Annotated in this window: 3 protein-coding genes; all 3 read right to left on the reverse strand. The window is 71.6% G+C overall.

All coding sequences use genetic code 11. The features are described from left to right. Positions 1-4939, reverse strand: a 4939-nt coding sequence (locus QHF85_RS31650; protein ID WP_281331108.1) for a DUF4215 domain-containing protein, incomplete at its 3' end; no start/stop codon positions are given. A 286-nt stretch (positions 4940-5225) separates the two neighbouring features. Continuing rightward, positions 5226-9674: a VIT domain-containing protein gene (locus QHF85_RS31655; RefSeq protein ID WP_281331109.1), complete on the reverse strand. Its 4449-nt coding sequence runs from the start codon at positions 9672-9674 to the stop codon at positions 5226-5228. Beyond that, positions 9671-14359, reverse strand: coding sequence for a VIT domain-containing protein (locus QHF85_RS31660; RefSeq protein ID WP_281331110.1), 4689 nt, complete (start codon positions 14357-14359; stop codon positions 9671-9673). The genes QHF85_RS31655 and QHF85_RS31660 overlap by 4 nt, the downstream gene beginning before the upstream one ends. Positions 14360-14487: the final 128 nt, after the last annotated feature.

Genomic DNA, 14487 nt, shown 5'->3' on the forward strand with positions numbered 1-14487 from the left:
CGCCTTCGCCGCCGGCGCCGCCCATGCCGCCGCCGCCCGCGCCGCCGTCACCGCCCGCGCCGCCGCCACCGCCCGCGCCGCCCTGGCCTTCGAGCTTGCAGTCGAAGGTGCAGCCGTCGCCGGAGACGCCGTTCGCGTCGTCGCACTCCTCCATGCCACCCCAGACGAACCCGTCGCCGCAGCTCGCCTTGAGGCAGCCGCTCAGGCATTCGTCGAAGTTCGACGCGTTGCCGTCGTCGCAAGCCTCCCCGGGCTGCACCACGCCGTCGCCGCACGTCGCGCTCGTGCAGAGGTTCGAGCACGTGTCGTCGTTGTTCTCGTTGCCGTCGTCGCAGGTCTCGACGCCGAGCTCGACGTAGCCGTCACCGCACGTCGCGGCCTTGCAGCCCTGCACGCAGTCGTCGGAGTTCGAGCTGTTCTCGTCGTCGCACTCCTCCACGCCATCGAGGACGAACCCGTCGCCGCACGTCGCGTCCTTGCACGTCGTCGGGCACGCGTCGGTGTCGTCCGTGTTGCCGTCGTCGCACGCCTCCACGCCCGCTCGGACGAACCCGTCGCCGCACGTCGCGTTCTTGCACGTCACGAGGCACGCGTCGGTGCTCGACGCGTTACCGTCGTCGCACTCCTCGTTCGGACCGACGATGCCGTCTCCGCAGCCCGGCAAGCTGCAGTTGTTCTTGCAGCCGTCGGTGTCGTTCTGGTTGCCGTCGTCGCAGGCCTCGACGCCGCCCTGCACGTAGCCGTCGCCGCACGCCGCGGTCTTGCAGTCCGTGACGCAGGTGTCCGTGTTCGACGCGTTGCCGTCGTCGCATTGCTCGACGCCGGCCTGCACGACGCCGTCGCCGCACGTCGCGTTCTTGCAGGCGTTGAGGCACGCGTCGCCGTTCGTCAGGTTGCCGTCGTCGCACTCCTCGACGCCGGCTTGCACGACGCCGTCGCCGCACGTCGCGTTCTTGCACGTCGACGGGCACTGGTCGCTGTTCACCATGTTCCCGTCGTCGCACTCCTCGACGCCGGCCTGCACGAAGCCGTCGCCGCACGACGCAGGCTTGCAGCTCGCGAGGCAGCCGTCGGTGTTCGACATGTTCCCGTCGTCGCACTGCTCGACGCCCGCCTGCACGAAGCCGTCGCCGCACGACGCAGGCTTGCAGCTCGCGAGGCAGCCGTCGGTGTCCGACATGTTCCCGTCGTCGCACATCTCGACGCCCGCTTGCACGAAGCCGTCGCCGCACGACGCAGGCTTGCAGCCCGCGACGCAGCCGTCGGTGCTCGACATGTTCCCGTCGTCGCACATCTCGACGCCCGCTTGCACGTAGCCGTCGCCGCACGACGCGGCCTTGCAGCCCATGATGCAGCCGTCGGTGTTCGACATGTTCCCGTCGTCGCACTGCTCGACGCCTGCCTGCACGAAGCCGTCGCCGCACGACGCGACCTTGCAGCCCATGACGCAGCCGTCGGTGTCCGACATGTTCCCGTCGTCGCACATCTCGACGCCCATCTGCACGTAGCCGTCGCCGCACGAGGCCGGGACGCACGTGGTCAAGCAGCCGTCGGTGTTCGACGCATTCGCGTCGTCGCACATCTCGGGCCCGTTCACCATGCCGTCGCCGCAGCGCGGACCGGGCCCGGTGCAGTCGGCCTTGCAGGCGCCGTACTGGCCGTTCTGCGCGCCGTCGTCGCACAGCTCGCCGCCGTTCGTGACGCCGTCGCCGCAGAAGAAGGCCGGCGCGTACTCGTAGGCGCCCATGTCGTGCGCGGCGCCGTTGATCCCGTCGCCGTCGAGCGGCCGGATCTTGCCTTCGAGATCGTTCGCGGGCGCGCCCATGGCCGTGCCCGCGTCGATGCACACGCTGCCCATCGAGAGGTGCAGATCGCTCGGCGCCGAGACGTAGTTCGGGTTCTGCGAGATGCAGCCCGTGCCGGCCGACGCGCCGCTGTAGTTCGTCGCGTTGTTCCAGACGTCGGAGTAGGTCGTCGACACGTTCGTCGTGCCAGACCCCGCGCGGTAGATGCCGGCGGTCGAGTGACCCGTGACGATGCTGTTCTTCACGTTCACGGTCGACACCGCGCCCGTGTTCGAGCTCGCGTACACGCCGTAGCTGCCGTTGCCGTGCACGGAGGCGTTCGTCAGGTTCAATGTCCCGTTCCCGCCGCCCGACACGTACTGGTAAAGGCCGTAGCTGCCCGCCCCGTTGCTCGAGATCGCGCAGTTCCGGACCGTGGTCGTCGTCGTCGCGCCGCTCGTCGTCACGTACAGGCCCGCCGTCGTGTGCCCGCGGAACAGGCAGCCGTCGAACGTCGGCGACGCCGTCCCCGACACGTACGCCGCGTACGAGCTGTTCAGCACCGTCGTGCTCGTCAGCGTCGGCGTACCCGCGAGGAGGTAGACGCCGTTCGACGTCGTGTCGATCGACACCTTGTTCGACGAGAGGACCGTGCCCGGCGCGTCGCTGCGAAGGCCCGTGTTCGTGCTCTGGATGTTCGTGTACGTCAGGGTCGCGGCCGTCGCGGCCTGCTCCACGACCACGCCGTACCAGTTCGAGGCCCCCGACGTCGTCGCCTTCAGCGTCACCGGGCTCGCCGCCGTCCCGTTCGACGCGAGCGTCCCCTTCACCACGAGCTCTCCGCGGTTCGTATCGAGGCCCGAACCCATGATGTCCGAGCCCGCCGCGAACTGCAGCGTCACGCCCGCGTCGATCGTCACCGTCACGTTCTTCCCGACCGTCAGATCACCCGCGATCGTGTACGGAGACCCCGCCGTCGTCAGCGTCGTGTTCGTCCACAAGACGCCGTAAAGCCCGGGCGTCGCGTCGTTCACGTACGGCAGAGGCCCGAGATCCTGCCCGGCGTCTCCCTGGTAGCGCGACGGCGAATTGGATGTCAGCCGCAGGTTGTTCGGCGCTCCCACGTACAGCGGGTTCGACGACAAACACCCCGTCCCCGCGGACGCTCCGCTGAAGTTCGTCGCGTTCGCCCACACGTTCGAGTACGTCGTCGACAGGTTCGTCGTGCCAGACCCGGCCCGGTACACACCCGCCGTCGAGTGATTCGTCACGTTGCTGTTCTTCACGTTCACCGACGAGACGGCGCCCGTGTTCGAGCTCGCGTACACGCCGTAGCTGCCGTTGTTGTGCAGCGTCACGTTCGTCAGGTTCAGCGTCCCGTTCCCGCCGCCCGACACGTACTGGTACACGCCGTAGCTGCCCGCCCCGTTGCTCGCGATCCCGCAGTTCGTCACGCTCGTCGTCGTCGTCGCGCCGCTCGTCGTCACGTACAGGCCCGCCGTCGTGTGCCCGCGGAACGTGCAGCCGTCGAACGTCGGCGACGCCGTCCCCGACACGTACGCCGCGTACGAGCTGTTCAGCACCGTCGTGTTCGTCAGCGTCGGCGTGCCCGCGAGGAGGTAGACGCCGTTCGACGTCGTGTCGATCGAGACGCCCGTCGTCGACAGGGCATTTCCCGCGGCCTCACTGCGAAGGCCCGTGTTCGTGCTCTGGATGTTCGTGTACGTCAGGGTCGCGGCCGTCGCGGCCTGATCCACGACCACGCCGTACCAGTTCGAGGCCCCCGACGTCGTCGCCTTCAGCGTCACCGGGCTCGCCGCCGTCCCGTTCGACGCGAGCGTCCCCTTCACCACGAGCTCTCCGCGGTTCGTGTCCAGGCCCGAACCCATGATGTCGGAGCCCGACGAGAACTGCAGCGTCACGCCCGCGTCGATCGTCACCGTCACGTTCTTCCCGACCGTCAGATCACCCGCGATCGTGTACGGAGACCCCGCCGTCGTCAGCGTCGTGTTCGTCCACAAGACCCCGTAAAGCCCGGGCGTCGCGTCGTTCACGTACGGCAGAGGCCCGAGATCCTGCCCGGCGTCTCCCTGGTAGCGCGACGGCGAATTGGACGTCAGCCGCAGGTTGTTCGGCGCTCCCACGTACAGCGGGTTCGACGAAAAACACCCCGTCCCCGCGGACGCTCCGCTGAAGTTCGTCGCGTTCGCCCACACGTTCGAGTACGTCGTCGACAGGTTCGTCGTGCCAGACCCGGCCCGGTACACACCCGCCGTCGAGTGATTCGTCACGTTGCTGTTCTTCACGTTCACCGACGAGACGGCGCCCGTGTTCGAGCTCGCGTACACGCCGTAGCTGCCGTTGTTGTGCAGCGTCACGTTCGTCAGGTTCAGCGTCCCGTTCCCGCCGCCCGACACGTACTGGTACACGCCGTAGCTGCCCGCCCCGTTGCTCGCGATCCCGCAGTTCGTCACGCTCGTCGTCGTCGTCGCGCCGCTCGTCGTCACGTACAGGCCCGCCGTCGTGTGCCCGCGGAACGTGCACCCGCTGAACGTCGGCGACGCCGTCCCCGACACGTACGCCGCGTACGAGCTGTTCAGCACCGTCAGGTTCGTCAGCGTCGGCGTGCCCGCCAGGAGGTAGACGCCGTTCGACGTCGTGTCGATGGTCGTGTCCGCGACCGCCAGCGTCATCCCCGTGCCGTCGCTGCGGATGCCCGTGTTCGTGTTCTTGATGGAGGCGTTGTTGATCGTCGCCGCCGTCGCCGTCGCGTCGATCACGATGCCGTACCAGAGCGACGCTCCGGATCCGCTCTGCGCCGCGAACTGCACCGGGCTCGCCGCCGTGCCGTTCACGTTGAGCGTGCCCTTGATCGTGATCTCGACGCGGTTCGTGTCGAGGCCGGCGAGCTGGCTGTCCGTGCCGGCCATCTGCACGACGGTGCCTGCCTGGATCGTCAGAGAAGCGCCGTTCGGCACGGTGACGTCGCCCTGCACGATGTACGGGCTGCCTGCGGGGGTCCACGTCTGGTTGATGACGTTGCCGCCCGAGATGGTCGTCGCCGCGCGCGCGGCGCGTGGCACGAGGACCACGAGGGCGAGCGCGAGCGCGAGCACCACGAGGTGCGCGACACGCGCGATCGATCGGTTCGACATACGAAAGCCTCCGGGGACGAGCCCCGCCTTCGAGACTGTTGGTGCACAAACATTTCGGCAAACGCCTCCGCGCGCGGCGCCAGAGGCCACGGCCGCGAGGACGTTTCACCGAAATGATTTGGGGTTTCGAGGAGATACGTTCGTTTCAGAACGTTTAGAACGGAAAGTACAACCGATCCGAGGAGGCGACGTCAAGCGGCGGCCCCTGGATCCGCCGCCGCTCGACGCGTCGCTCATTCGGGGGTTTGGGGGCGCAGCTCGGCTTGCCGAGCGTAGCCCCCAAGCGTCAATCAACCGTGAACGCGCTTCCTGTCCAGCGGAGCGTCACGGGCTTGCCGGTCGGCGGGAGCTCGACGTCGATCGAGACGAGCTTCGGCGGCTTGCCGTCGCCGTCGGGCACGAGCGCATCGACGCGCACCTTCGTGGCGCGCGCGGGCGCGAGCTCCTCGGGGCGCGCGAGGCGCAGCGAGATCGGCGACTTCTCCGCGAGGCCGAAGCGAAGCGCGTAGAGGCCCACGCCCGCCGCAGAGACGTCGGGACCGAGGAAGTCCTCGATCTTGTCGCGCAGGAGCTTCACGTCGAGGGCGAGGGCGCCCGCAGGCGCGCGGACGAGCGCGACCACGGAAGCGTTCGGATACGGCAGCTCCAGCGAGGCCCGCGCGAGGCGATCGGTGTCCCCCTCCGAGAGCCCTTGCCGGCCGCGCCCCTCGGCGAGCAGCGCATGCGCGAGGTAGCCCGCGAGCCTGCCGAGCGTCTCGTCGCCCGCGCGACCGCCCGTCTGCGCGACGCGCGCGAGCATGCGATGCGCGATGTCGAGCCGGCCCGCGCCCGCATGCGCGAGCGCGAGGCGAATGACGGCCGCAGGCTCCTCGGGGACGAGCTCCTCGAGCACCGCGTAGGCGAGCGAGGCGTCATCGAAGAAGCCCTCGTTTCGCAGGCGATCGCCGAGGAAGGCGCGCGCCCACGGGTCACGCGGCGCGCGCTCGGAGAGCTCGCCGAAGGTGCGGCGCGCCTCCGCCTCGTCGCCGATGCGCAAGAGCGCCGACGCCGCGTCCGCGAGCAGGCCCGCGTCCGCGAACGGGTCGCGGCGGACGCGACGGATCTCCTCCGACAGCTCGGCCTTCATGTCGAGCGCTTCGAGCAGCGCGAAGAGCCGGCGCCGAAGCCGCGCGTCGTGCGGCGCGATCCCGAGGAAGCGACGCACGACCGCGAGCCGCCCCTTGTCGCCGTCCGCCGCGCGGTACTGCTTGCGGAACGTACCCACCGGGTAGCGCTCGCTGCCCACGAGCTCGCTCTTGATCGCGTAAAGCTCCTCGGGGCTCTGCGCGCGGCGGATCGCTTCGCGCCGGAGCAGCGCGGCCGCGTCGCTCTCGCCGAGCAGCTCGAGCCGCCCCGCGACGCCGACACGCGCGAGGCCATTCGGCTCGTTCACGAGGATGAGCTCCAGCAGCGCGCGGCGATCGGTCCACGTCGGGAGCTCGCACGTCTGCTTCGCCTCGACGTACACCACGTCGGCCTGGCCGCGTTCGAGCCGCTCGCGCCACACGCCGCGGCGGAGCGGCAGCGGCAGGAACGAGGTCGGCGAGCACTTGCGCCCTCGCAACGTCGCGCGCGGCGGCGGCAAGCCGAGCGTGCGCGAGACCTCGATGGAGATCTTGAGCCCGCTCGCGGGGAAGATCATCCCGCGCACCACGACCTCGACGCATCGGTCGAGCGCGTCGTCGTCCGCGCCGGCGACGCCCTTCACGCGGACCTTCTCGGCGCGGCCGTCGCCGTCGATCGAGAAGGCCACGTCGAGCTTGCCCGAGAGCTCGGGCCGGAGCGCCGCGCGCGAGTCGCGGCACGCGCGGACCGAGGGGCCGGCCTCGTCGAGCAGCCTCGCCGCGGCCTCGGCCACGGCGGCCTTGTAGGCGGCCTCGTCGTCGTCGTCGGCCGACTCGGTCTCCTGCGGGACGTTCATGAGCGTCCCGGCCGCCGCGCGCGGCGTGGCGAACGCCGCCGAGAAGCCGGCCTCGGGCCCGGCCGAGAGGTCGAGGATGCGCGTCTGCAGCAGCGTCGGCGGGTACACGCGCGGGCCGCCGATCACGAAGCCGGTCCACGGCGTGAGCAGCCCGGCGCGCAAGGCCACGTCGGTCGCGGCCTCGCGCCCCTTGCCCTTCAGCGCGATCTCCTCGACACGCGCCGCGGCCCAGCGCCGCGCCACGTCCTGCTCGCGGAGCGCGCGCTCCACGACGACAGGCCGCTTCTCCTCGTGCACGCCGCGCGCGTCCCGGTACCTGAGCGTGATCGAGCGAGGCGGATCTCCGCGCACGCGGCCCACCGCGAAGACCGTCTCGCCGGCCGTGATCGCCCGCGCCGAGCGCGGGTAGATGCGATCGACCTCGTTGCCGAACACGACCTCGACGCCCGCCACCGCGGGCTGGAGCGCCTCGGCGACGAGCTCGGTCGCGACGCGCGCGGCGTCGGTCGTGTCCGCGATCTCGAGGAGCGGCCCCGAGCCGCGCACGAGGCTCGCGAGGGCGAAGCGGTTCACGAGCGGCCCGACGCCCACGGCGCCGAGGCGCGGCGCCCCGCCCTGCCGGCGCGCGAGGCGCGCCTGGATCCGATCAACCGTTGGATCTCCAACGGTCGGCCAGCCGTCGCCCACGTAGATCACCATGCCCGCCGGCGCATCGGCCGGGAGCGCGTCCGCGCCGGCCTCGAGGGCGCGGCCGAGGTCCGTCGCGCCGCCCGTCGAGATCTGCCCGAGCGCCTCGCGGATCGCCTTGCGACGCGCCTCGTCCACCGGGCCGATCGCGGCCGGGCCGACGGGATGCACGGTCTGATCGGCGGCCAGCACGACCACTTTGTCCCGCGCCCCGAGGCCCGAGAGCACCGCATCGACGAGCGCGCGCTCGGCGTCGAGCAGCGCCGGCTCCACGCTCGATGACACGTCGAGCACGAGCGCAAGCGTGACCCCGTCCTCGGCGCGCGCCTCGGGCACCTCGGTGCGCACGAGGATCGTCGAGGCCGGATCGTCCTCGTCCCCCGCGAACGGCGGCGCCACGAAGAGCCGCGCCGGCGACGACGAAGGCTCGATCGCCACGTCCACCACGAGATCCGCGGTCGGCCGATAATCGGGCCGCCGCAGCTCGACGGTGCTGCCCGTCACGCGCGCCCCGAGCCCCGCGCCGATCGACTTCGGGCTCGACTGCGTCGCGTCGATCTTCGCGGAGAACTCGCCGATGAGCGGCGGAGCGGCGTCCGAGACCATCGGGTAGCGGTACTGCACGACCCAGGTCCCGTCGCCCTTCGGCCGCGGCGAGAGCCACTCGACGTACCGCACGATCACCTGCACCGTCGCGCCGGGCGCGATGCTCGGGATCGTCGCGCGGACCCAGCCTTCGCCTGCCCACTCGAGCACCTCGCCGCTCGAGCTCGGGCTCCCGGGGCCGCGCATCTCGCGCGTGGCGAGCGCGATGTGCCCCTCGTTCGTGTTGCCACCGCGCACCGAAGCGAACCGCGAGACGATCGCGCCCGGCGGGATCGCCAGGCGATAATCGCCCGTGACGGACGTGCTGCCGGCGTTGAAGAACGTCGTCCGCACCTCGGTCTCGGCCAGCTCGCGCGCGACGTTCGCCTCGACGTCGTGCGCGCGGATCGTGAGCGGCGAGCCCGCGTCCCCGGGTTTGTCCGGCCGACCCCAGAGCTCACCGACGGCCCTGCGCGGCGCGCCCTTCGCGCCCCACGGCGCGGCCATCCCGCCGGTCCAGTCGTCGTAGCCGCGCTCGGGCGCGACCTCGACCTTGCTCCCGTCGACCGTGGCCGTCTCGCCCGCGCGCACCGTCTTCTCGGCGCCGCCGGCGCGGACCGTGATCTCCTCGCTCGCCGCGTAGAGCTTCGCGCTCGCCGGGCGCTCGCGCGAGCGCTCGATGCCGGTGTTCGCGCCGCTGACGATGCCCGTCGCCTCGCCGAGCTCGATCTCGGTCCGCGCGCCGAGCGCGCCCTGCACGAAGATGCGCCCGTGCTCGAGGGCCACGCCCTTCTGCGTGATGCGCAGGCTCGTCGCTCGATCGAGCACGAGGCCCGTGCCGTCGTCGAGACGCAGGCGCGCGCGGCCGTCCGCGTCGGTCTTGACGACGTCGCCCTCGGAGAGACGACGCGTCTTGTGCACGGGCGCGCCCGCGGCGGTCACCGAGGCGTGCACCGCCTGCAGATCGGCCACCGTCGGCACGAGCGGCTGGCTCGGCTTGCGCTCGCCTTGCCCGCGCAGGAGGACGACGGTCACGAGGATGACCACGATCGAGCTCACGATCGCGAAGAGCGCCGGCGGGATGGTCCCGCCGTCGTACGGCAGGGGCGCGGGTGGGGTCCGCCGGATCTGCTCCTGCGCGCGCGGATCACTCACGGGCAGCCACTCGGCCGTGTCGAGCTTCTCGCCGCGCGTGACCACGACGATCCGGCGCTCGTTCGCGCGCGGAGGCTCGGGCGCAGCGGCCGCGGGCGCGTCGTCGTCGTCGTCGTCGCTTCCGTCACCGCCTCCGCCGCCGCTTCCGTCACCGCCTCCGCCGCCGCTTCCGTCACCGCTTCCGCCGTCAGCGCTCGCGCTCTCGCCTCCGCTGCTGCTCGCGCTCGCGTTCTCCTCCGCGCCGACCGTGGGTTCTTCGGGACGAACGGCTGCCTCTCCGGCCGTCGCGTTCGCTTCCCCGGAAGGTGTGCTCGTCACGTCTTGCTCTTCTCGTCGCTCGTCGCTCACGGCTCGACCTCCCGGGCCTCACCCTTCGAGATGGCGAACGCCCGCACCGGCTTGCCGCCGCGCGCGAAGCGGATCGATTGCTTCACGATGGTCTCGCCGTCCTCCCCTTCGTCGAACACGATCGTCAGGATCGCCTCCGCGCCGAGGCGCGCGGCGTGCTCCACGTCCTCGCCTTCGAGCCGCACCTCCACGCGCGCGTCCGGGCGCATCGGGAGGAGCGCTTGCGCGATCCCCAGCGTCACGTCGCCCTCCGGTGCCGGCATCTGCGTCCCGAGCCCGTTCGTCCAGAGCGACGGGTGGAACTCGGGGTGCGACCACGTCAGCGAGACCCGCGCCCCGCGCGGCCCCTTGCCGGCCGCGCGCTCGGTCGAGATCACCCGCAACAGGCGCGCCCGCAGCGTCTGCTCCTCGTCCTTCTTGCCGTTCTTCTGCGCGAGCAGCCGGCCCCACGCGAGGTACGTCGCGGCAAACGCGCGCGCCGTCACGGCCGGGCTCTGCTCCGCGTCGGGCGCGCCCGCCGCGCCGCCCTTCTCCGTCCACTTGATCGCCTCTTCGAGCTTGCCCGTGCCCTCGGCGGCGGCCGCGAGCAGCAGCGAGACGCTCGTGTCGTCAGGCGCGAGCCGCGCCAGCGTCTCGTACTGCCGCGCCGCGTCCGCATACCAACCGTGGGCCCTCAAAAGATCGCCGAGCCTGCGCCGCGCGACCGGATCGTCGGGGGCAAACTCCACGATCTCGCCGAACGATCTCCGCGCCTCGGCCTCGTACGCGGCCTTCTTGCCCGCGTCGCTCTCCTTCGCCGCGAGGCGCATGTAGAGCTCGCCGACCGCGGTCCGCACCCGCGCGTCCGCGTCGGGCCTCGACCTGAGCGTCCTGCCGAGCTCACGCGCGCCCGCGTCGTCCGACGCGTCCTCCAGCATGTCGAGCAGCCGCAGCGCGAGCGCGAAATCGTCCGGCCATTGCGCCACGAGCTCGCGCAGCTTCTTCACCCGCTCGTCAGGCGACTTCGTGTCCTTGATGAGCTTCTCGAGGAGCCCCGGATCCATCGACTTCAGGCCGAGCGCCGCGTGCAGCTCGCGCATCTCCTGCGCCGTTCGCACCCGCGCGAGAATGCCGCGGTAGAGCGAGTCGGCCACGCCGAGATCCGTGAACATCGCGCGCCAGAGCGACACCTTCGCGGCGATCGAAGGCATCGCGTCGAGCATGAGCGACACGAGCTTCGACCTCTCCCGCCACGTCGGCGCCTCGCACGCCGAGAGCGCGGTGCGATAGACCGACCGCACGCCCTGCGCGTTGCCCGCGACGCGCCCGAACCGCTCGCGCCACAGGCCCACGCGCTCCTCGAACGGGACGAGCGCAGCGCCGCTGCACGGCGAGGCTTGATGCGGGACATCGCCCACCTGGACCACGAACGAGATCCCGCTCGATCGCGCACCGCCACCCCCCGCGGCCTTCTTCGCGGCGTCTGGCTTGGCCGCCTCGTTTTTCAGGGCCTTCTCGAGGACCTGCCGAGTCTCCTCGAACTTGTAGTAGCCCTCCCCGGCGGACGGCTTGCCATCCAGGTCCCCGCCGGAGAGCGGGTCGCCCGGCGGGCTCGACTTCGTCACGCCGCCAAGCGGCCTCGGCGCGGCCTGCGGTGGAGGCGGAGGCGCCGCCGGCGAGGCCGTCGCCGCGGCACTCGGCATCGCGATCGGCGCCTCCATGATCTTCGGCGGCGCGCTCGCGTGAGCGCCGCCGAGTCGCCCGTGCCCCGAGCCGAACCCTTGTCCCGTGCCCGTGCCCGCGCCGTTCCCGATCGTCCCGATGGAACCGAGCCCAATGCCTTCGCCTCGTCCACCGCCGCCTTCGCCGATGCCCGAGATCCCGAGGCCGCCGGCGCCGTACGCGTCGCCGATCGTGTTGCCCCACTGGTTGCCCGTCGCGGAGGTCGGCCCATTGCCGAGCGAATCGTCACGCCCCCACGGCGCCGTCGGCGCGTTCGGATCGCCGCCCGCGCCCGTGTTGAGCATGCCGATCATCCCGAACTCGGCCGCGTCGCGCAGCGCGGCTTGCCGCGCGATGTGCGGATCGGCGTTGTCCGCGGGCCCTTGCACGCCGTAACGGTTGCCCGTGATGCGCGTGTTCGGGTTCCCCATGGATCCCTCTTCGCCCTTCGCGCGCGTGCCCGTGCCGCCTTCCTTGTTGTCGGCGTTGGGCGCGGCGGCGACCTCTGCAGGCCCGACGTCCTCCGACTCCTCTGCTTCTTGGTCGACGTCCGTCTTGATGATCGGCGTCCAGCCCATCCGCCGCTTCGTCTCGACGAGGCTCCGCGCCATGCCCTTCTTGCGCTCGAGCTCCGCGCGCTCCTCCGGCGTCATCTCGTTCTTCGTCGGCACGTAGAGCGACGTGACCGGCGTGATGATCGCGTGGCGCGATCCGAGATCCACCATCGCCGCGCGCCCCGTCGCCTCGGCCATCATCTGCAAGAGGCGCCCCTCCGCCCAGCGACGCCGCAGATCCCCCTCGTCCTCCAGCCGCGTCACCTGCAGGTTCGTCTTGACCGTACCCGAGGGCCCCGTCAGCGAGACCGACGTCGGCAGCCCCGAGGACGTCACGCGGCCGATCACCGCGATGCTCTCGTCCGCCACGAGCGCGCCGAGATCCCGCGGGAAAATCCGCTCCACCGTGGGCCCGAGATCCACCTGCGCGCCAAGCCAAACCGGCCGCTCCGCGTGCTCGAGCAGCCGCAGCGCCACGCGCGCCGCGGCGTTCGCGTCGGCCACGCGCTCGGCGAAGCCGCCCCGCGCGAGGCCTTCGAGCAGCGCCATGTCCGCCTCGTCGCCCACGCCCACGCCGAACATCCGCACCGGCCGCGGCAGCTTCGCCATCCGATCGCGCAGCTCCTGCAACCGGAGCTCGCCGACCGTCGGCGCGCCGTCGCCGACGTACACCACCGCGCCGCGACGCGACGGATCGAGCAGCGCCGCGGCCTGGCTCAACATCGCCCCGAGATCCGTCGCGCCGCCTCGCTCGATCCGCGACATCCGCGCGAGCACCTCGCGCCGCCCCGCCTCGTCGATCGGCGCGAGCCCCTCCTTGCCCGGCACGACCGGCACGAGCGACGTGTCCCCTCCGAACACGCCCACCCGATCGTCCTTGCCGAGGTGCGCGAGCAACGCCGCCGTCGTCGCGCGCGCGATCGCGAGCGAAGGCGAGTCCGTCGCGGCCGACGTGTCGATCACGATCGCCAGATCGAGCCCGCCCTTCGCGAGCGGCACGTCCGCCGACCGGATCGGCACGATGACGTAGTCGGCCTCCGTCTTCGCGCGTTGCATCGCGTCCGCGCGCTCCGAAGGCGGCACCGTCTCGGGATCCATCGTGTGCGGCGCCGTGTAGCCGCGCGGCGCGACGAGCCCGTCGTCGAAGAGCTCGATCGCGAGATCCGCCCTCGGCACGAAGTCCTGCGCGCGCACCGAGATCGTCCCGCCCTCGCGCGCGCCGCTCATCCCCGTGCGCACCTCACGTGCGCCGGCCCGCGCGAGATCGATCGTCGCCGTCAGCTCCTCGATGTGCGGCAAGGACCCCTCGGCGCCCTCGGCGGCCATCGGGTACACGTAGAGCCGCCGCTCGCCGCGCGCGCCCGTGCGCCCGAGCCACTCGGCGTAACGCACGACGACACGCCGCGATTGTCCGGGCAAAATCGGGTAGAGCCGCGCCTTGTACACGCCCGGCGCCTCCCACTCGAGCAGCGCCGGATCCTCCTTGCTGCCCTCGTAGACGTTCGCCTGGTACTGCGCCGCGGCGGCCTGCTTCTCCTTGACGTAGCCCCAGAACACGACGCCGTCGCGGTCCACGCCGAACTTGTGCAGCGTCGCGCCCGCGGGCGTGCGGAACCGATACACGCCTTCGACCGTCGCCGAGCTCGGGTTGAAGAAGACCTCGTCGACCTCGGTGATCGCAAAGTCCTCCTGGATCGACACGCGCACGTCGAGCCTCTGGATCGCGAGCGGGAAGCGCGGCGCGCCTTGCTCGCCCGGGCGACGCGCGCCCACCGTGCCGACGCCGTACGGCGAAGGTTCGGCCGAGCGATCCGTCGTCGCGAGGCCGCCCGTCCAGTCCTCCCACGTCAAGACCGGCGACGTCTTCGCCGTCGGCTCGCCCTTGTGTGGTTCGAGCGTGAGCCGCTCGCCGGCCGTCGCGCGCGCCGAGCCGTCCGTGCGCACCTCGCCGGCGAGCACGTACACGTCCGTCGCGCCGTCCTTCTGGGCCACATCGATGCTCGCCCGCACCTGCGCCAGGTGCAGCGGACCGGTCGGCGTCGCGAGCTCGGTCGTGATCGTCGCGGGCGTGTCCACGAAGACGCGCCCGTGCTTGATGTCGATCACGTCGGCGTGGAGGACGAGCTCCGCGGGGCCTCGGACGAGCAGCGTCGCGCCGCCGTCCCGCCGCAGCCACGCGAGCCCGGCTTGCTGCACCCGCACGACCTCTCCGTCCACGAGACGCTCTCGCGGGTACGGAGGTCGTTCCGGCTCGCCGGGCGGCGCGACCGTGACGTCGCGGCGGACCGTCCGCAGCTCGGCCCAGGTCTGGGATCGTGGCAGGAGCGGCCGCTCCGGTTCACGACATGCGGTGAGCAGCCCCGGACAAACCAGGGCGAGGAGCGCCAGCACGACGAGGGCGAGGCGCGGACGAGCGCGGTTCGAGGACATCCTGGGGTGCCTCCACATCGAAAGGAATGCGAAGGCACAGGCGCGCCCCCGATCCTGTCGAGAAGACTCTACCAGGACACCCGACCCGGGATTTGGTTCCTTTTGGATCGAAACGGTAGCCGCTCCCA

Origin of the sequence: Polyangium sp. 6x1, from assembly GCF_029946515.1 — a bacterium.
Classification (GTDB): Bacteria; Myxococcota_A; Polyangia; order Polyangiales; family Polyangiaceae; genus Polyangium.

Bases quoted from the DNA above. Each gene is read 5' to 3' on its own strand.
- QHF85_RS31660 (WP_281331110.1), bottom strand. From the start codon at position 14,359: ATGTCCTCGAACCGCGCTCGTCCGCGCCTCGCCCTCGTCGTGCTGGCG.